This is a genomic window from Streptomyces minutiscleroticus, from assembly GCF_014650875.1.
Taxonomy (GTDB): domain Bacteria; phylum Actinomycetota; class Actinomycetes; order Streptomycetales; family Streptomycetaceae; genus Streptomyces; species Streptomyces minutiscleroticus.
The window spans coordinates 63,364-82,844 of the sequence record NZ_BMVU01000028.1 but is presented as its reverse complement, the minus strand read 5'-3'; the positions used below and the strand labels follow the sequence as shown (position 1 = coordinate 82,844).

Below are 19,481 nucleotides of genomic sequence, written 5' to 3'. Positions count from 1 at the left end.
CGCGGACCCCGGCACACCGCGGCGGCGTACCGGGACACCGGCGACCGTCACGCCCCACCTGCCGGCCCTGACGGCGGCGGGCCTCCTGGACCGGGCCCCGCGCCGGACGGCGCCCCGGGCGCGGGGCGCCTTGAGGCCCGGGCGCACGGGACGAGGGGAGCCCGGAGGCGGACAGGGCCGGGGACCGCCGCGCCACAGGGGTGCGGCGGTCCCCGCCGTCACGCGGTCCCCGCCGTCACGCGGTCCCCGCCGTCACGCGGTCCCCGCCGTCACGCGGTCCCCGCCGTCACGCGGTCCCCGCCGTCACAGCGTCTTCGCCAGCCGGTCCGCCAGCAGCTTCGCGAAGCGGGCCGGGTCGGCGAGGTCGCCGCCCTCCGCGAGCAGGGCCGTGCCGTACAGCAGCTCGGCCGTCTCCTTCAGCGCCGGGTCGTCGGCGCGCTGCTCGTGGGCCGCGCGCAGGCCGCCGACCAGCGGGTGCTCGGGGTTCAGCTCCAGGATGCGCTGGACGGGGGGCAGTTCCTGGCCCATCGCCCGGTACATCTTCTCCAGGGTCGGCGTCAGGTCCCCGGCGTCGCCGACCAGGCAGGCCGGCGAGGAGGTCAGCCGGGTCGACAGACGCACCTCCTTGACCTCCTCCAACTGCTCGCCGAGCCAGGTCAGCAGCGCCGCGTACGAACCGGCCCGCTCCTCGGAGACCTTCTCGTCCCCGTCGGCCGACAGGTCGACCTCGCCGCGCGCGACCGACTGGAACTTCTTGCCCTCGAAGTCCGGGACCGTCTCGACCCACATCTCGTCCACGGGGTCGGTCAGCAGCAGGACCTCGTACCCCTTGGCCTTGAACGCCTCCAGGTGCGGGGAGTTCTCCACCTGCGCCCGGCTCTCGCCGGTCATGTAGTAGATCTCCTCCTGGCCCTCCTTCATCCGGCCCACGTACCCGGCCAGCGTGGTGGGCTCCTCGGAGGCGGTGGAGGCGAACGACGCGATGTCCAGGATCGCCTTCTGCTCCTCGGCCTCGCCGAGCAGGCCCTCCTTGACCGCGCGGCCGAACTCCCGCCAGAAGGTGCGGTACTTCTCCTGGTCCTTCGTCATCATGGTCTTGACGGTGGACAGGACCTTCTTGGCCAGCCGGCGGCGGATCATCTGGATGTGCCGGTCCTGCTGGAGGATCTCGCGGGAGATGTTCAGCGACAGGTCGGCGGCGTCCACGACGCCCCGCATGAAGCGCAGGTAGTCGGGGATCAGCTCGCGGCTGTCCTCCAGGATGAACACGCGCTTGACGTACAGCTGGATGCCGCGCCGCCCGTCGCGCTGGAACAGGTCGTGCGGGGCGCGCGAGGGGATGAAGAGCAGCGCCTCGTACTCGAAGGTGCCCTCCGCGCGCATCTGGACGATCTCCAGCGGCTCGGCCCAGTCGTGGCTCGTGTGCCGGTAGAACTCGTGGTACTCCTCGTCCTTCACCTCGGAGCGGGGGCGCGCCCACAGCGCCTTCATCGAGTTCAGGGTCTCCTCGCCCATCCGGATGGGGAAGGAGATGAAGTCCGAGTACTTCTTGACCAGCTCGCGGATCTTCCAGGAGTCGGTGTAGTCGTGGAGGCCGTCCTCCTCGTTCACCGGCCGCAGGTGGACGGTGACCGCCGTGCCGACGGGCGCGTCGGCGACGTCCTCGACCGTGTACGTGCCCTCGCCCGCCGACTCCCAGCGGGTGCCCGTGTCCTCGCCGGCCTTGCGGGTCACCAGGGTGACCTTGTCGGCCACCATGAAGGTGGAGTAGAAGCCGACGCCGAACTGGCCGATCAGCTCGGCCGACTCCTTGGTCTCCTTCAGGCGGCGCAGCAGTTCGGCCGTGCCGGAGCGGGCGATGGTGCCGATGAGCCCCACGACCTCCTCGCGCGTCATCCCGATGCCGTTGTCCCGCACGGTCAGCGTGCGGGCCTCCTGGTCGGCCACGAGCTCGATGTGCGGGTCGTCCGTCTTCAGCGCGGCGTCGGTGAGGCCGGCCAGGCGCCGCTTGTCGAGGGCGTCGGAGGCGTTGGAGATCAGTTCACGCAGGAAGATGTCCTTGTTCGAGTAGATCGAGTGGACCATCAACTGCAGGAGCTGCCGGGCCTCGGCCTGAAACTCCAGCGTTTCGGTGCTCATGGCATCCCTTCCACCCCCGCCGTCGGCACCGGCCGCGGCCGGGGGCATCGTCCTACCGGTTCGTGGCGCCCCGGACTCCCCGGGAGGGAGGGGCACCGGAGAGTGTCCCCGTTCCCGTACGCCAGACGGAAACTTGACACATCGCAGATCGCCGGCACAAGCGTGTCCCCCGCGGGCGGGTGGGGAAGCGGTGCGCCGGCGGGCGGCACGGTGCCGCGGACCCTCCCCGGAGGACGCCGTTCCGGGCGTGAGCGGCGACGGTCCCGACGCTCCTCCCGCATCCGGCGGGGGATTTTCCCTACGCCGATGCGCCGCGCGGCGGCGGGACGGCGGGGACCGCCCCGGCTGCGCCGGCCGCACGACGTCCCGCGCGGCGCGGACCGCCCGCGCCGGAGGACGTCCGAGGTACGGCGCCCTTGCCGGGGCGGCGTGCCCGTGGCACACGGCGCGGGCACGCGCGCGAGGGGGCCGGACGGCCCGGGGACCGCCGCCGGACGGGCCCCCTCTGGCCCGTCGGCCCCTTGGCGGCTCCCGCGGGAGTGCCGAGACTGAACCCCGAGCGAGGGGAGCTCAGGGGGAGCCGCGTCTTCGGCTCCGGCGGACAGCGGTGGCGAGGCCCGAGCGGACCGTGGCGGTGAACACTGTGACCGACACCCTTGGCGACGACGGACGCGAGCGGTCGGCCCCCGGCGTGGACCCGGCCGGGGACCCCTTCCTGCACACCCGGTTCGTCGTGCCCGCGCGCCCGGCCACCTTCCTGCGCCGCCGGCGCCTCGTCGGCCACCTCAACCAGGCGCTCAGCACCTCGCTGACGCTGGTCGACGGACCCGCGGGCGCCGGCAAGACGCTGCTCGTCGCCGACTGGGCCACCACCCTGCGCGGGCCGGTGGCCTGGCTCACCGCCGAGGGCACGGACCGCACCCCGGGCGTCTTCTGGGCGTACGTCCTGCAGGCCCTGCGCTTCGGCGGGACCGGGCTGCCGCCCGGCATCGGGGGCCCGGCGGACGCCGGGCGGGTGGACCACACCCTGCTGGTCCGGCTCGCCGAGCACCTCAGCGAGCGGGACCGGCCGGTGACCCTCGTGCTCGACGAGTTCGAGCGGGTGCGCTCCGGGGAGATCGCCGACCAGGTGCAGTTCGTGCTCCAGCACGCCGGGCCCGGTCTGCGCCTGGTCCTGGTCACCCGCACGGAACCGCTGCTCCCGCTGCACCGCTACCGGGCGGCCGGGGACATCACGGAGATCCGCGGTGCCGAACTCGCCTTCGCCGACGACGAGGCCGCCGCCCTGCTCGCCGCCCACGGCCTGCACCTCGCCGCACCCGGTGTGCGCGCCCTGGTGGAGCGGACGCAGGGCTGGGCGGCGGGCCTGCGCCTGTGCGCCCTGGCCGCGCAGCAGAGCCCCGACCCGGAGGCCTACCTCAAGGAGTTCGAGGCGGGGCAGAGCACGGTCGCCGACTTCCTGCTGGCCGAGGTGCTCAAGAGCCGGCCGGCCGAGACGCAGGACCTGCTGCTGCGCAGCAGTGTGCTCACCCGCTTCCGCCCCGAGCTGGTGAACGCGCTCACCGGCCGCGACGACGCCGAGACCCTCCTCGGCGAACTCCACCGCGACAACGCCTTCGTCGCGCACCTCGGCCACTCCTGCTACCGCCTGCACCCCCTGTTCGCCGAGATCCTCCGGGCGCACCTGCGGGTGCGGTTCCCCGGCCTGGAGGGCGAACTGCACCGGCGGGCCGCGCACTGGCTGAGCCGCTCCGGGTCGCTCGCCGAGGCGCTGGAGCACGGAGCGGCCGCCGGGGACTGGGAGTTCACCGCCCGCGCCCTCGTCGACGGCCTCGCGATCGGGCAGCTCTTCACCGGCCTGCGCTCGGACGGCCTGGCCCGGCTGTTCTCCGGGATGCCGCCCGGGACGCCGGGCCGCTGCGCGCACCTCGTCCGGGCCGCCCTCGCACTGTCCCGGGGCGACGTGGACGGCGGCCTGGCCCGGCTGCGCCGCGCCGAGGAGGAACCGGGCGGGGAGGAGCGGGAGTCCGTGCCGGCACGCCTGAGCCATGTGCTGCTGCGGGTGCTGGCGGCCCGGATGACCGGTGCGCCGGCCGCCGCAGAACGGGCCGTGCGCACGGCGCGCGAGCTGCGGCGGAGCGTGCCCGACGAACAGCTGGACGGCCATCCCGAGTTCACCGCCCTGCTGCTGACCAACCTCGGCGCGGTCCGCCTGTGGGCCGGGCACGCCGAGGAGGCGCGTACGGCCCTGACCGCGGCGGCGGGCTGCCCGGGGACCGCGGCCACGGCACCGCTGCGCCAGGAGTGCCTGGGCTACCTGGCCTGGGCCGACCTGCTCGACGGCTGGCTGAACCGGGCGGAGCGGCAGGCCCGGGCCGCGCTCGCGGAGGCGGAGCGCTTCAGTCTCGCCCCGCCGCCGCACGCGAGCACCGCGTGGCTGGTCCTGGCCGCCGTCGCCACCGACCGCAGCGAACTGGACGTGGCCCAGGCGCACCTGGACCGGAGCACGGTCCGCCGCGGCGCGCCGGCGGGAGCGTGCGGCGGCCGGGCGCCGGACCCGGTCACGACCGCCGCGCAGGCCGTCGTCAGGGCCCGGCTGCTGCTGGCGCGGGGCCACCTCCGGGCCGCCCTCGTCGCGCTGGACGCGGCGGTCCCGGCCACCGGTGTCACGGTGCCCTCGCCGTGGGCCGAGGACTGCGCGGCCCTGGTCACCGCGGCCGTGCACCTGGCCGAGGGGCGCCCCGGGACGGCCGCGAAGGCGCTGGAGGCCGCGGCGGAGCGGAGCCCGGCCCGCGCGGTGGCCGCCGCCCGGGCGCGGCTGGAGCTGGGGGAGCACGAGGAGGCGTCGCGCCTGCTGGACGCGGCGCCCCTGCGGGCGCACCACGGCCCGGCCCTCACCGTACGGGCGACGCTGGTGCGGGCCCGCGCCGCCGACCTGCGGGGCGACACCGCCGCCGCCCGCCGCCTGCTGGCCCGCGCGCTGCTCGACGCCCGGCGCGAGCGCCTGCGGCGGCCCTTCCTGGAGGCGGGGCCGTGGGTGCGCCGCCTCCTCGGTCCGGGTCCCGGCCACGATCCGTCCTGGGACTGGCTCAGCCCCCGGACGGACGCCGACGCCCACGGGCGGCCCGCCGAGCCGTCCCCGTACCCGGCGGTGGTCGTCGAGCGGCTGAGCGGACGCGAGCGCGACGTCCTGGAGCGGCTGGCGCAGATGATGTCGACCGAGGAGATCGCCGCCGACCTCTACGTCTCGGTCAACACCGTGAAGACCCACCTCAAGAGCGTCTACCGGAAGCTGTCGGTGAACCGGCGCGGCGACGCGGTGCGCCGGGCCCGCGAACTGCGCCTGCTGTGAGGCGCGCGCCGCGGGGCGGGTGCTCCGGCGGCCGGACTCCCGGCCGGGACCGCCCGGCCGGCCCCTCTCGCCCGCGCCGGGTGAGGTGCCGGTCCGCCGGATCGGATGCGATGGGGGCAGCGGCGACGCGGGTTCCGCTTCCCGGCGGCCCGGGCGCGACGGAGGACGGTCCGACCCACGCACGGAGACCCTTCGGAGAGCAGCTCATGCGCTACGAGATCCGCATCGAGGGACACATGTCGAGGATGCTGACCGAAGCCTTCCCGGAGCTGGACCACGTGGTCATGTCGCACCAGACCGTGCTGTTCGGCCCGGTCGTGGACGAGGCGCACCTCTACGGCCTGCTGGCGCGCTGCCAGTCGCTGGGACTGCACGTCGTGGAGATGCGCCGGATGCCGGAGCGGGGCGACGAGACACACGAGACCGGGACACACGAGACACGGGGCCGGGGCGACGCGGCCGGGTCCTGACGCGACGCGCCCGGGCGCGGACACGGGAGGCGGGCCCTCCTCGTCCCCCCCCCGGGTGCCCGCGCATGTCCCGTACGGGTGCGCGCACATGCGCTCACGCGGTCGCCGCGGTGATCCGGCCCTCCCGCGCGGCCCGCTCCAGGGCCCGGAAGTCGCGCTCGTTGCGGTCGGCGTACGCCTGGGCGAACTCGGCGAGGGCGCGGTCGAAGCGGTCGCTGCCGCCGAGGTAGGCGGCCAGGGCGATCGGGTCGCCCGACCGGGCGTGGGCCCGCGCCAGCGAGGCCCCGCACAGCTGCCCGAAGAGGGCCATGAAGCGCGGGTCCATGGTGTCGGGGCGGGCGATGCCCTTCCAGTCGCGCAACTGGCGCACGTAGAAGTCGCGGGTGCGCCCGTCGAGGCCCACGGCCCGGTTCCAGCCCAGGAAGATGTCGCTGGTCGTCTGGATCAGGCGCTGCCCGGACACCACCCGGCAGCCCTGGTTGTCCCACGGCGCGCCGCCCGTGTGGGGCGTGAGCACCGACTCCTGGGCCTCCTTGGCCTGGAGCAGCAGCGGGTCCCCGTCGTCCCGGCCCAGCAGCAGCAGGATCCAGCACCGGGTGCCGACGCTGCCCACCCCGACCACCTTGCGGGCCACGTCCACCAGCCGGTAGCGGCGCAGCAGGCGCCGGCGCTCGGACGACAGGCTGCGCGCGTAGTTCTCCAGCAGGGCCCGCAGCTCCTTCTCCTGCCCGGCCGCGTCCGCGTCCGGCAGCAGCTCGCGCAACGGTGTGATCAGCGGCGGGTCGGGGGCGATCCGCCGGCCCTCGGCCGTCACCCGGGTGAGCTTGGCGAAGGCCTGCAGATGGGTGCGCGTACGGGCCCTGGCCGCGGCCCGTGCGGCGCGCGCCTCGGCCGCCCTGGTGAGCGCCGGGACGAGCAGCTCCCGGACGCGGTCGGCGTCGTCCTGGGCGTACCAGACGTCCAGCGTGGGCATCCCGGCGAAGCTCCGCATGCGCCGCCGGTAGGACCGTACGCACGCGCGCACCACACCGTTCTGCTCCTTGAGGGAGAAGGAGTTGGCGCGGCCCGCGATCGCGAAGCTGGCGGCCAGGCGCTTGACGTCCCACTCGAAGGGCCCGGCCAGGGTCTCGTCGAAGTCGTTGATGTCGAAGACCAGGCGGCGCTCCGGGGAGGCCAGGAGCCGGAAGTTCAGCAGGTGGGCGTCCCCGCACAGCTGGACCGTCAGACCGGTGTGCGCGGCGGCGCCGAGGTCCGCCGCCATGAGCGCCGCCGCGCCCCGGTAGAAGCGGAACGGCGACTCCAGCATGCGGCCGTAGCGGAGCGGCACCAGCTCCGGCAGCCGCAGCGCGGACTGCCGCTCCAGGACCGCGACGGGGTCGGGACGCGCGGCGTCGGCCTCGAACCAGCCGTGGTACGAGCGCGAGACGCGCTGCCGGGCCCTCCTGCCGTACGCCGCCCGCTCGCCGGGCTCCAGGAGGGCGGGGAACGCGGTGCCGTCGGTCATGTCCGGACCTCCTGCCCGCCATCCTCACCCCGCGACGGCGGCGCCGCCTCACCTCGCGCAGGTGAGGCGGCCGCTCCTCCGGGCGGCCGCCGTGAGCGCCGGCGCAGCCCGGTCTCGACCGCGCCCGCCAGGACGCGCGCGGCGACGCCCACCAGCAGCAGCCCTCCCACCATCTGGAGCATCGTCACCAGCCGCGCCGCCCGCGCGTGCGCGACGATGTCGCCGAACCCCACGGTGGTGAACGTGGAGAGCGCGAAGTACAGGGCGTCCGTCCTGGTCAGCGGCTCACTGAAGGCACCGGGCGCGGAGCGGTCCAGCAGCAGGTACGCACCGGCGAAGAGCACGAGGAACAACGACACCGTGGCCGCCAGCGCCTCGACGGCCCGCAGCCTCGGGTGCGGTGAGCGCGCGATGACGCGCAGCTCCCAGGAGAAGACCAGCAGGACCGCGGCCAGCCCGCAGCCGAGGAGCGCCGCGGTGCCGCCGGTGAGGCGGCCGGTCAGCGGCAGCAGGTAGTACGCCGTGAGGAGACCGGCCGTGATCAGCACCGCGCGGGCGCCGGCGGCGACGGCGAGCCGCCGCTCGGCGCGGGGGACGGGCCCGGCGTCGGGGAGCAGGGGGTCGCGCGTCCCCGGGCCGCTCGCGTCGCTCGCGTCACGGCCGTCCCTCCGCGTGCCCGCAGACTCGTCCATCGCGCCGCCCGCCGCTCCCTCCCCATCCCGGTCCCTCGCGTGCCCGCCCGGCGCGGTGCCCGGACGTCCGGGCCGCCCGTCCCGTCCCGGCCGCGGGGCCATCCCAGTACCGGCGGCGGGGGCGGCGGCTCACCCGGCGGGGGTGATCCGGGCGGCGGCCCGCGCGGAGGAAGCTGCCCGCAGCCGTTCCGGCGGTCCGCGGCCGGGCGGGAGCCCGCAGCCGTGCGGAAGGCGGAGGCCCGCAGCCGTACGGGGAGTCCGCGGCCGTGCGGGACCCCGTGACCGTACGGCAGGCCGCGGCCGGACGGACGCGGAGGCCGCGGCCGCACGGGACGCCGTCCCCGGGCGCGCGGCCGGCCGGCGGACACGGGCGGCGCCGCACGTCAGGACGGCACGACGGTACGACGGCACGCGAGGAGGAGCCATGACCGCAGTGCGTCGCCCGGTGCCGGGCCCCGGGCCACCGGCCGCCGACCGGGCGGGCGGGCCCGTCGGCGCGCCCGCCGGGACGCCCGCCGGTGTGCCGGCCGTGCCCGGGCCCTCCTGGTTCTGGGCGCTGACGTCGGCCCTGGTGACGCTGGTGGCCGGCGTCCTGGTCCTGGCCTGGCCGGACCGGACGCTGCACGTCCTGGCGGTGGTCGTCGGCCTGTACCTGCTGGTGACCGGCGCGCTGGAGTTCGCCGGGGCGTTCGCCCGGGACGCCCGCGCCGAGCGGTACCCGCAGCTGCTGCTCGCCGTGGCCGCCGTCCTGGCCGGGGTGCTGTGCCTGCGCGACCCGCTGCAGACCGTCACCGTGCTGACCCTGGTCGTCGGGGTGGTGTGGCTGCTGTCCGGCATGGTCACCGCCTTCGCGGCCCTCGCCGACCCGCGGCTGCCGCACCGCGGCTTCGCCTTCGGCGCGGCCCTCCTCGGCGTCGTCGCGGGCATCGTGGTGCTCGCCGTGCCGATGGGCTCCGCGCTCGTCCTGACCCGGCTGCTCGGGCTCTGGCTCGTCCTGCTCGGGGTGGCCGAACTGGTGGTGGCGCTCGCCCTGCGGGCCGCGCTCCGCAAGGGGCGCGGCAGGCGGCCGCACGCCCCGCCCCCGACGGCGCGGCCGGCCGTCTGACCACGCGCCCGGCGGCCCCGCGGGCGCCGGGCGCGGACGCTCACCCGCCTCGGGTGAGGTGTCCGGGCCCGGTGGCGCACACGCTGAAGTCGGCACGGACCGGCAGATCGGCACGGCCCGGCAGAGGGGCGCACGCCCAGGACACAGGAGGCAGAAGTGGCCGCGCAGGTGCATCTCGCGTACGACTATCCGCTGCTCAGCGCCTTTTGGACGATGCTGTGGTTCTTCGTGTGGGTGCTGTGGTTCGTCCTGCTCTTCCGCATCGTCGTCGACGTCTTCCGCGACGACGCCCTCAGCGGCTGGGCCAAGGCGGCCTGGCTGGTGCTCCTGATCGTGCTGCCCTTCCTCGGCGTCCTGGTCTACGTCATCGCGCGCGGCCGCCACATGGGGCGGCGCGAGGCGGCGCACCTCCACAGGCAGCAGGAGGCGTTCGACGCGCACATCCGCGAGGTGGCGGGGACGGACACCCGCTCCGCGAGCGGGGTCGACGAGCTGGCCAAGCTGTCCGACATCCGCGCCAGGGGCGATATCTCGGACGAGGAGTTCCGCCGGGCGAAGGAGAAGATCCTGCACTGACCGCACCGCACCGCACCGTGCCGGCGGCGCGGCGGCGGGGCGCACCCCCTCCCCGCCCCGGTCGCCGACCCTTCCTCCAGGACGAATCGAGACGGAACGATGACAACGACGCACAACTCCCGTGTAGGCACGGCACAGCAGTGGGCCGGCGGTCTCGTGGTCTTTGCAGCGGTCATGCTGGCGATCGACGGAGTGCTCCAGATCTTCAGGGGCATCACGGCCCTGTCGAGGGACGTCTTCGTCACCACACCCGACTATGTCTTCAAGTTCAACCTGACGGCCTGGGGCTGGACCCACATCATCCTCGGGGCGGTCGCGGTCGTCGTCAGCCTGGGCCTGTTCCAGGTCGCGCTGTGGGCCCGGATCTGCGGCGTGGTCATCGCGGGACTGATCATCATCGCCAACTTCCTCTCCCTGCCGTACTACCCGGTCTGGTCGGTCGTGATGATCGCGCTGTCCGGGTTCGTCATCTGGGCCCTGTGCGTGGTCAAGCGGGACGACTCGTACGCCGCGTCGTAGACCGTGGACCGCGCGGGGCACCGGGCCGGCCCGCACGGCCGGCGGGGCCTCCCGCGCGGGCGGGGACCGGAGGGCACCCGGGGCCGGCACAGGGCGGAACGGGAGCGGAACCAGGGGCGAAAGGACCGTGAGGTGCGCCGGCACAGCCAGGGCGGTCGGAACGCGCGTGCGCCGCGCGGGGAGCGGGTGGCGCACGCGCGTCCCGTGTGGTGGGCACGCCTCGCCCTGCTCGCCCTGGCGGCGAGCGTGCTGGCACCGCTGGTCGCCGCCGGGTTCGAGAGCCTGCTGTGGGCGGCCGCCGGAGTGGCGGCGCTGGGGCTCACGGGGGTCGGCGTGTGGTGGACCCTGGCCCACACCGGGCCGGTGCGGGCCGCGGGCCTCGCCCTCGCCGTGGCCGCGCCGGTCGTGCTCCTCGTCCTGTACACCGCGCAGGGGCTGCTGTGGCCCGCCGCGCTCTGCCTGGCGCTGTGGGCGCCGGCGCTCGCGGCGGGCCGCACCGCCCTCGCCCTCGCGGCCGGCGACGACCCGGCGCCGGGGCGCCAGGAGGCGGCGCCGCCCCCGCGGCGCCCCTGGATCGTCATGAACCCGCGCTCCGGCGGCGGCAAGGCCGAGCGCTTCGGGCTGGTGGAGAAGGCCCGGGCGGCGGGCGCCACGGTGGCCCTGCTGGACCCGGAGGAACGGCAGGACGTCGCCGCGCTGGCCCGGCGGGCCGTGGCCGACGGCGCCGACCTGCTGGCCGTGGCGGGCGGCGACGGCACGCAGGCGCTGGTGGCCGAGGTGGCGGCGGAGCACGACCTGCCGTTCGTGGTGGTCCCCGCGGGCACCCGCAACCACTTCGCCCTGGACCTCGGCCTGGACCGCGACGACCCCGCGGCCGCCCTCGACGCCCTCCACGACGGTGTGGAACTGCGCGTCGACCTCGGCTACGCGGCGGACCGCGTGTTCGTCAACAACGCCTCCTTCGGCACCTACGCGGCCGTGGTGCGCGACCCCGCCTACCGCGACGACAAGGTGCGCACCCTGCTGCGGACCCTGCCCGAGCTGCTGACCGGCGCACACGTGCCCCGGCTGGGCATGCGGGCAGGACAGGAGCGCGCCGACGGGCTGCAGGCGCTGCTGATCAGCAACAACCCCTACCGGCGCGCCGTGGACGCCGCCCGCCCCGGGCGCCGGGAGCGGCTGGACTCGGGGCTGCTGGGCGTGCTGTGCCTGCGCGTGGACAACACCGTCCGGGCGGCCGGCGCGGTGCGCGGCCCGCGGTCCTCCGCGCTGCGGCGGCTGACCGCGAAGGAGGTCGTGGTCGAGGCCGGCACGCCCGCGGTCCCGGCCGGACTCGACGGGGAGCCGGTCGTGCTGATGGCGCCCGTCGTGTGCCGCAGCGCGCCCGGCGCCCTGCGCGTGCGCGTCCCCCGCCACCGCCCCGGCGTGCCCGCACGCGGCTCGGCGGTCGACTGGCGCGAGGTGGCCCGGCTCGCCATGGGCCGGCGCGAGGTGGCCCGGCCCGCCGTGGGCCCCCACCGGCGGCCGGGCCCCGGCTGACCCGGCGCCACGGACCGGCCCGGCCCGGCGGCCCGGGCAGGCCGGGACCGGGCAGGCCGGGACGGGGCCATGGTGTCCGGACCGGGCCGGGACCGGTCAGTGGTGTCCGGGCCGGGACCATTCCCGTACTCGTACCCGTTCCCGTGCCGGGCGGACGGTCTCCTCACCTCCGGCGGGTGAGGCGGCGGCCGGCCGCGGTGGACGGACGCCGCCCGCTCACCCGTCCCAGGGGAGGACGGACCGCGCGGGGGCGGCCACACTGTGCCGTGCCGGAGATCCCAACCGACCCGGACGGAGGAGGACGATGGCCAGGCAGCAGGCGGGGCAGCGCGGGCAGCGCGCGGGGCGGCGGACCGCACCGGCGCGGGGGACGGGGCCGGCGCGGGCGGCCGACGCGGCGTGGCGACGCTGGGGCCCGTACCTCGGCGAGCGGCAGTGGGGCACGGTCCGCGAGGACTACAGCGCCTCCGGCGACGCGTGGTCGTCGTTCCCGCACGACCACGCGCGCTCGCGCGCCTACCGCTGGGGCGAGGACGGCCTCGGCGGCATCTGCGACGACAAGCAGCGGCTGTGCCTGGCCGTGACACTGTGGAACGGGCGCGACCCGGTCCTCAAGGAGCGCGCCTTCGGCCTCACCAACGCCGAGGGCAACCACGGCGAGGACGTCAAGGAGTACTACTTCTACCTCGACAGCACGCCCAGCCACTCGTACATGCGCTACCTCTACAAGTATCCGCAGGCCGCCTACCCGTACGCCGAGCTGGTGGCGGTCAACGGCGCACGCGGCCGGAACGAGTTCGAGTACGAGCTGCTCGACACCGGGGTCTTCGACGGCGACCGGTACTTCGACGTCACCGTGGAGTACGCCAAGGCGGCGCCCGACGACGTGCTGATGCGGATCACCGTGGACAACCGGGGCCCCGAGGAGGAGACGCTGCGGGTGCTGCCCACCCTGTGGTTCCGCAACACGTGGTCCTGGGGCGGGGAGCCGACGGACCGGCCGCGGCTGACGGCGGTCGACGGCGGCCCCGGCGAGTCCGTCGTCCGTGCCGAGCACCCGGCGCTCGGCACGTACGAGCTGCACTGCGCCGGGGAGGTGCCGCTGCTGTTCACCGAGAACGAGACGAACACCGAGCGGATCTCCGGCACGCCCAACGCGTCGCCCTACGTCAAGGACGGCATCGGCCGGTACGTCGTCGACGGCGAGACCGGGGCCGTGAACCCCGCCCGGACGGGCACCAAGGCGGCGGCCGACCACACCCTGACCGTCCCGCCCGGCGGCACGGCGAGCGTGCGCCTGCGGCTCGCGACCGTCTCGGCGCCGGCCGATCTGGGCGACGGCTTCGACGAGGTGCTGCGCGAACGGCGGGCGGAGGCCGACGCGTTCTACCGCGAGGTGACACCGTCCGGGCTGTCCGAGGACGAGGCCCTGGTGCTGCGCCAGGCCCTGTCCGGGATGCTGTGGACCAAGCAGTACTACTGGTTCGACCTGGAGACCTGGCTCTCGGAGCACGGTGTCGACGCCTGGAGCCCGGCGGCGGCCCGCGTGCGCAACCACGAGTGGTTCCACATGACCTGCGACGACGTCGTGTCGATGCCGGACAAGTGGGAGTACCCCTGGTTCGCCGCCTGGGACCTGGCGTTCCACACGGTGGCACTCGCCATGGTCGACGCCGGCTTCGCCAAGCAGCAGCTGGAACTGCTGCTCACCGACGCCTACCTGCACCCCAACGGGCAGGTCCCCGCGTACGAGTGGAACTTCACCGACGTCAACCCGCCCGTCCACGCCTGGGCCGCGTACTTCGTGTACCAGCTGGAGCGGCGGCTCACCGGCCGTGCCGACCGCGACTTCCTGGAGCGCGTCTTCCAGAAACTGCTCACCAACTTCACCTGGTGGGTCAACCGCAAGGACCCCGACGGGCGCAACGTCTTCCAGGGCGGCTTCCTCGGCCTCGACAACATCGGTGTGTTCGACCGCAGCGCCCCGCTGCCCACCGGCGGCCGCATCGAGCAGGCCGACGGCACGGCGTGGATGGCGCTGTACTGCCAGACCATGCTGCAGATCGCCCTCGAACTCGTCGAGGACAACCGGGCGTACGAGCCGCTGATCGTGAAGTTCGCCGAGCACTTCCTGTGGATCTCGGCCTCCATGGACCGCGCCGCCGGGCAGGACGACGAGTTCTGGGACGAGCAGGACGGCTTCTTCTACGACGTGCTGCGGCTGCCCGACGGCCGGGCCGTGCGGCTGAAGGTGCGCTCCATGGTGGGGCTGCTGCCGCTGTGCGCGGCGACGGTGTTCCGGCCGCCGCAGCTGGCCCGGGTGGCCCGGCTCGGCGAGAGGGTGACCCGCTTCGTCGGCCGGCACCCGTCGCTGGCGGCCACCTGGGCCTCGGCCCGGTCGGGGGCGCGGGGCGGCCCGCGGCTCCTTGCGGTGGTGGACGACAAGAGGCTGGAGCGCGTCCTCGGCCTGCTCCTCTCCGAGGAGGAGTTCCTGAGCCCGTACGGGGTGCGGGCGCTGTCCCGGTACCACGCGGAGCACCCGTACACCTTCGTCGTGCACGGCGAGGAGCTGCGCGTCGGCTACCTGCCCGCCGAGTCCGACTCGGGGATGTTCGGCGGCAACTCCAACTGGCGCGGCCCCGTGTGGATGCCGATGAACGTCCTGCTGGTCCGCGCCCTGCTGAACCTGTACGCCTTCCACGGCGACGACTTCACGGTGGAGTGCCCGACCGGCTCGGGGAACCGGATGACACTGTTCGAGGTCGCGAAGGAGCTCTCCGCCCGGCTCACCCGTATCTTCCTGCGCGGCGAGGACGGCAGGCGCCCGGTCCACGGCGGCCAGGACAAGTTCACCGATCCGTACTGGCGGGACCTGGTCAGCTTCTACGAGTACTTCCACGGCGACAACGGCGCAGGCATCGGCGCCGCCCATCAGACCGGCTGGACCGGCCTGGTCGCCACCCTCATGATCGTGTTCGGGGAACTCGGCCCGGAGGACTTCCGGGACCCCTCGTCCGGAACGGGAGCGACACGATGACCGCCCTTCCCGAGCAGCCCGTCGTGTACGAGGTCAACACGCGTGTGTGGCTGCGGGAGGTGCAGCGGGCCACGGCCACGGGCCGCACCCGGCGCGGCGGACGCGGCGCGCGCGGGCCCCGCGGCGCACGCGCGGGCGGCCTCGGCGACGTCCCCAAGGACGCCTGGGACGAGATCACTCCGCACGGCGTCGACGCGGTGTGGCTCATGGGCGTGTGGGAGCGCAGCCCCGAGGGGCGGCGCATCGCCCTGGAGGACCCGGCCCTGCGGGAGTCCTTCGCGCAGGCCCTCCCCGACGTGGAGCCGGACGACATCGCCGGCTCGCCGTACTGCGTCCGCGGCTACACCGTCGACCCGGCCCTCGGCGGCACCGAAGGACTGGCCGCGGCCCGCACCGCGCTCGACCGCCGCGGCGTCGGCCTGATCCTCGACCACGTGCCCAACCACGTGGCCCCGGACAGCCCCTGGCCGCAGGAGCCCGACTGCTTCGTCCGCGGCTCGGCCGACGACCTGCGCCGCGATCCGGCCGCGTACCACGAGGGCCCCGACGGCACGGTCCGGGCGCGCGGCCGGGACCCCTTCTTCCCGCCCTGGCCGGACGTGGTGCAGCTCAACGCGTTCAGCCCCGCCCTGCGCGCGGCGACCGCCGACGTTCTCGCCGGCATCGGCGGGATGTGCGACGGCGTCCGCTGCGACATGGCGATGCTGATGATGAACGACGTGTTCGCCCGGACGTGGGGCGAGCGGGCCGGACCCGTGCCCGAGGAGGACTTCTGGCCCGCGGTCCTGTCCGCCGTGCGGCGCCGCCGCCCCGGCACGCTCTTCATGGCGGAGGCGTACTGGGACCTCGAAGGCGCCCTGCTGCAGCAGGGGTTCGACCTCGTCTACGACAAGCGCCTCCACGACCGGCTGCTGCACGAGGACGCCGGCTCGGTCCGCGCCCACCTGGCGGCCGACCCGGACCACCAGCGCCACCTCGTCCGCTTCCTGGAGAACCACGACGAGCCGCGCGCCGCGCAGACCCTGTCCCCGGCCGCGGAGCGCGCGGCGGCCGTCGTGATCGCCACGCTGCCCGGCGCGACGCTGTGGCACGAGGGCCAGTTCACCGGCCGCCGCACGCGGCCGCCGGTCTTCCTCACCCGGCGCCCCGACGAGACCCCCGACGCCGAACTGCGCGCCTTCCACGAGCGGCTGCTGACGGCGGTCGCCACCAGCGGCATGCGCACCGGACGGTGGCGCCTGCTGGAGCCCGCGGGCTGGCCCGACAACCCCACCCACCGCGACCTGCTCGCCTGGTCCTGGGCGGGTCCGGCGGGCCGGTACCTGGTGGCGGTCAACCACTCCGACCACCCGTCCCAGGCGCGGATCCCCCTGCCCTGGCCCGAACTCGCGGGCTCCGAGGCCCGGTTGACCGACATCCTGGAGGGCGGCCAGTACGTCAGGCCGGGGGAGGAGATCACGGGGGAGACGGGCCCGGGGCTCTTCGTGGACCTGGGCGGCCGGGGGTGCCACGTGTTCGCCGTGGAACCCGTGTGACTCGCGGAACCCGTATGCCCCGGTGGGACACCGGCAGAGGCGGTCCTGAGCAGGGGACTTTTAGGGGGCAGAGGACTTCTGGGAGGCGGGCGGGCCGCCCGGTGCCGGGGTGCGGGGCAGCAGGGCGGCCGCGGTGAAGCCGACGGCGCCGGCGAGGGCGGTCGCCGCCAGGGCGGTGGCGTAGGCCCGGGAGTCGAGGCCGATCACGAGGATGGTGCCCGCGACCGCCGTGCCCAGCGAGGACCCCAGGTTCGACACGCTGCGCGACAGGCCCGAGATCTCGCCCTGCCGGGACTCGTCGAAGGCGGACTGCACCACGTTCACCGACGGGGTGAGCATCCCGCCGAGCCCGGCGCCGATCAGGAACAGCCCCGGCGTGGCGGCCCAGGCGCCGCGGGCGCCGCCCGTCAGCAGCAGGACGCCGATGCCGGCCACCGTGACCGCGAAGCCCGCCATGATCAGCGTCCGCTGCGGGCGGCGCCGGGCGAGGCGCTGGGCCGCCAGCGAGGTGGTGAGCAGGCCGACGGTGGCCGCCGTGAAGACGACCCCGGTCCCGATGGAGGAGTATCCGCGGACGACCTGGAGGTAGGCCGCCGCCGTGAACGACACGCCCATGAGCATCATCCACTGCGTGCCCTGGGTGACGAGGCCGAGGTCGGAGACGCGGTTGCGGAACAGGCTCGTCGACAGCAGGGGTTGCCCGCCCCGCCGCTCCCTCTCCCGCTGGGAGCGCAGGAACCAGGCCAGCACCAGTGCGCCCAGGCAGAACAGGGCCAGGGCCGCCCAGGCGTTCTGCGCGGTGGCCAGGATGCCCGTGACGACGAGGCAGAGGCCGAGGGCCGACAGGACCGCGCCCCGCGTGTCGAAGGAGAGGGCGGGGTCCGGGGGCAGCGGGTCGGGGACCCGGCGGGCCAGGACGACGATCACGACGACCAGCAGGGTCTGGAACAGGAAGGCCGCCCGCCAGCCGAGCGCGGACGCGATCAGACCGCCGAGCAGCGGTCCCGCGGCGGCGCCGCAGCCCGCCATGGCCATGATGGTCCCGAAGGCGCGGGCGCGGGAGGCCACTTCCGTGAAGAGCAGCGTCGTGAGGATGTAGACGGGCGGGATGAGCAGCGCCGTGCCCACGCCCTCCAGCAGGGAGTAGCCGAGGAGGAGGACGCCGAGGCCCGGGGCCAGGGCGCTGAGCAGGGTGCCCGTGCCGTAGACGAGAAGGCCGGCGACCAGGCACCGTTTGCGGCCGTGGAGGTCGGCCAGCCGGCCGCCCGGGATCATCAGGGCCGCCATGACCAGCAGGAAGACCGTGATGACGACCTGCACACCGTGTGTCGTGGTGTCCAGGTCACGGCTGATGTCGCTGATCATCACGTTCATGTTGGACCCGGCGAAGCTGCACACGAACTGCGCGAGGGCGAGCGGCGGCAGCACGTGCCGCCGGGCCTCCGCCGCGGACCGGAAGGGGACCGTGCGTGTCATGAGCGGGCTCCTCCGTCCCTGCCGGCCGCCCGCGGCCGGACCGGCGGCCGGGTCCTGCCGTACCAGTCGTGGGCGACGGCGCTGTCCACGACCACGTCCTGCACCGAGGCGCTCCGCCTGCTGACCGGGATCCACAGCAGCCCGACCGGGAAGACCACGCACAGGACGGCGCGCACCACGGCGGTGGCGAGGGTGAGCCGGTGCCCGGAGCGGCTCGTCACCCGCAGGCCCATCACCTGGTTCCCGGCGGTGCGCCCGCCCGTGACCCAGCTGCCCGCCAGATAGCCGACGGCGAGCGTGCCGGCGGTGGAGAAGGTGAGCCAGGCGGCGGGGTCGGGCATCGCGAAGGGCGGCCCCAGCAGCAGGTAGCGCCCCGCGGCGTAGGCGAAGTGGGCGGTGAGCGCGGCGGCGAACAGCACGCCGGCGTCCAGGACGGCCGCCGTCGTGCGCGAGACGAGCCCCGCGGGGAGCCCCTGGACCGAAGGGCCGGGCGCCCGGAACGGCGGTGACGCGCCGCCTCCCCGGACCGGCGGCGTCACGGCGCCTCCGGCAGGGGCCGCGACGGCGGGACGACCGGTGCCGGCCGGGGAGGGGCGTCCGGTGCGGACCGCTGCGGGGCGTCCGGCGCCGGCTGCTGCGGGGCGGGGGACGCCGGCCGGGCAGGGGCGTCCGGCGCCGCATGAGCCGGGGCCCGCTCCGCGGCCGGCCGGGGCGCGGGCGCCGCCGCCCCGCGCGGCTCCGTTCCGTTCCGGCGCAGCACGCGCGCGGTGATCCGCTGCACCAGGCGGTCGGCGCGTACGTGCTGCTCGCGCACGGCGTCCAGGGTCTCGGCGGTGATGCTGCCGCCCGTGTCGCGGACGATCCGGCCGATGTCGAGCGCGTCGAGCACCTGCTCGGTGTACGCCACCAGGTCGACGCGGGTGAGCACGTCGTCGGCGTCGACGCGCCGGGCGATCCGGTTCACGTCCACGCGGTCGGCCACGGCGTCGAGGTCCATCTGCTCGACCACGGCGGACGCGACGGACCTCAGGAGCGCGTGCACCGCCGGGGCCGCCTCCTCGCGCGCCCGCCGCCGTTCGGCCCGGCCCCGCTCGCTCCAGTGCGCGGCCCGCCGGGCCGCCGCGTCCGGCCAGCCGGACGGGAGGAGGGCGCGGGCCGCGCGGCCCAGGAGGGGCGCGGTCCGGTCGTACGCGGCCGCCGCGGCGGCCAGCGAGCGGCGCTGCGCCTCCAGGGCCAGGCCCAGCGCGGCGTTGGGCAGGAGCGCGGTGTCGAGCACCGGGCGGTGCCCCGGGATTCCCGTGCAGGCCGCGGCGACGGCCCGGGCGGCCGTGTCGGCGGCCCCGAGGACCAGCCGGGTGACCCGCGGGACCTCCGGGACCGGCCGGGTGGCCCGTGAGGACTCCGGGGCCGGCCGTGCGGTCCGTGACGGCGGCTCGCCCGCGGGCTGCCGCACGGTGGGGGCCGCGCCCGTCGGCACCGGGCCCGGCAGGTCGTCGTGGCCGGTCACGGCGCCAGCACAGCATCCCGCGCCGGGCGG

General features: G+C 75.6%; 13 protein-coding genes and 1 pseudogene. 8 read left to right on the top strand and 6 right to left on the bottom strand.

Features of this window, described 5'->3' with window-relative positions; translation table 11 throughout:
• Positions 1 to 303 precede the first annotated feature (303 nt).
• Positions 304 to 2,139, bottom strand: a complete 1,836-nt coding sequence (htpG, locus tag IE271_RS24750) for a molecular chaperone HtpG (RefSeq protein WP_190192628.1) — start codon at positions 2,137 to 2,139, stop codon at positions 304 to 306.
• A gap of 643 nt (positions 2,140 to 2,782) precedes the next feature.
• Here htpG and IE271_RS24745 point away from each other — a divergent pair.
• Both IE271_RS24745 and IE271_RS24740 read left to right on the top strand, forming a co-directional pair.
• Positions 2,783 to 5,491 (top strand): winged helix-turn-helix domain-containing protein, encoded by a 2,709-nt coding sequence (locus IE271_RS24745; protein ID WP_229919548.1) that lies wholly within the window; start codon positions 2,783 to 2,785, stop codon positions 5,489 to 5,491.
• Positions 5,492 to 5,697: 206 nt separating this feature from the next.
• A pseudogene (locus IE271_RS24740) lies at positions 5,698 to 5,892 on the top strand (DUF8691 family protein); the annotation flags it as partial.
• Positions 5,893 to 6,055: 163 nt separating this feature from the next.
• Here IE271_RS24740 and IE271_RS24735 read toward each other — a convergent pair.
• A complete protein-coding gene (locus tag IE271_RS24735; protein ID WP_190192626.1) occupies positions 6,056 to 7,465 on the bottom strand; it encodes a DUF2252 domain-containing protein in 1,410 nt (469 codons plus the stop codon).
• Complete coding sequence (locus IE271_RS24730; protein ID WP_190192625.1) at positions 7,462 to 8,157, bottom strand: potassium channel family protein; 696 nt, start codon at positions 8,155 to 8,157, stop codon at positions 7,462 to 7,464. The genes IE271_RS24735 and IE271_RS24730 overlap by 4 nt, the downstream gene beginning before the upstream one ends.
• Positions 8,158 to 8,581: 424 nt before the next feature.
• Between IE271_RS24730 and IE271_RS24725 the strand changes: the two genes are divergently transcribed.
• The 6 genes from IE271_RS24725 to IE271_RS24700 all read left to right on the top strand — a co-directional run bounded on the left by IE271_RS24725 (position 8,582) and on the right by IE271_RS24700 (position 16,468).
• Complete coding sequence (locus tag IE271_RS24725) at positions 8,582 to 9,262, top strand: DUF308 domain-containing protein (protein ID WP_190192624.1); 681 nt, start codon at positions 8,582 to 8,584, stop codon at positions 9,260 to 9,262.
• A gap of 156 nt (positions 9,263 to 9,418) precedes the next feature.
• Positions 9,419 to 9,838: an SHOCT domain-containing protein gene (locus IE271_RS24720; RefSeq protein ID WP_190192623.1), complete on the top strand. Its 420-nt coding sequence runs from the start codon at positions 9,419 to 9,421 to the stop codon at positions 9,836 to 9,838.
• A 99-nt stretch (positions 9,839 to 9,937) separates the two neighbouring features.
• Positions 9,938 to 10,357: a DUF7144 family membrane protein gene (locus tag IE271_RS24715; RefSeq protein WP_190192622.1), complete on the top strand. Its 420-nt coding sequence runs from the start codon at positions 9,938 to 9,940 to the stop codon at positions 10,355 to 10,357.
• A 204-nt stretch (positions 10,358 to 10,561) separates the two neighbouring features.
• Positions 10,562 to 11,896 carry a diacylglycerol/lipid kinase family protein gene (locus tag IE271_RS24710; RefSeq protein ID WP_229919547.1) on the top strand — a complete coding sequence of 445 codons (1,335 nt, stop codon included), beginning with the start codon at positions 10,562 to 10,564 and terminating at the stop codon, positions 11,894 to 11,896.
• A gap of 304 nt (positions 11,897 to 12,200) precedes the next feature.
• Positions 12,201 to 14,933, top strand: coding sequence for an MGH1-like glycoside hydrolase domain-containing protein (locus IE271_RS24705; RefSeq protein WP_229919546.1), 2,733 nt, complete (start codon positions 12,201 to 12,203; stop codon positions 14,931 to 14,933).
• Positions 14,930 to 16,468 (top strand): alpha-amylase family protein, encoded by a 1,539-nt coding sequence (locus tag IE271_RS24700; protein WP_190192620.1) that lies wholly within the window; start codon positions 14,930 to 14,932, stop codon positions 16,466 to 16,468. The genes IE271_RS24705 and IE271_RS24700 overlap by 4 nt, the downstream gene beginning before the upstream one ends.
• Positions 16,469 to 16,528: 60 nt before the next feature.
• On the opposite strand, the gene IE271_RS24695 is transcribed toward IE271_RS24700, so the two are convergent.
• From IE271_RS24695 to IE271_RS42255, 3 genes are read right to left on the bottom strand one after another with little or no spacing between them, the layout of a single operon-like run.
• Positions 16,529 to 17,944 (bottom strand): MFS transporter, encoded by a 1,416-nt coding sequence (locus IE271_RS24695; protein ID WP_190192619.1) that lies wholly within the window; start codon positions 17,942 to 17,944, stop codon positions 16,529 to 16,531.
• Entirely contained in the window at positions 17,941 to 18,483 is a 543-nt protein-coding gene (locus IE271_RS42260; RefSeq protein ID WP_229919545.1) for an RDD family protein, read from the bottom strand. Before IE271_RS42260 ends, IE271_RS24695 begins: the two co-directional genes overlap by 4 nt.
• Complete coding sequence (locus IE271_RS42255; protein WP_229919544.1) at positions 18,480 to 19,451, bottom strand: hypothetical protein; 972 nt, start codon at positions 19,449 to 19,451, stop codon at positions 18,480 to 18,482. Before IE271_RS42255 ends, IE271_RS42260 begins: the two co-directional genes overlap by 4 nt.
• Positions 19,452 to 19,481: the final 30 nt, after the last annotated feature.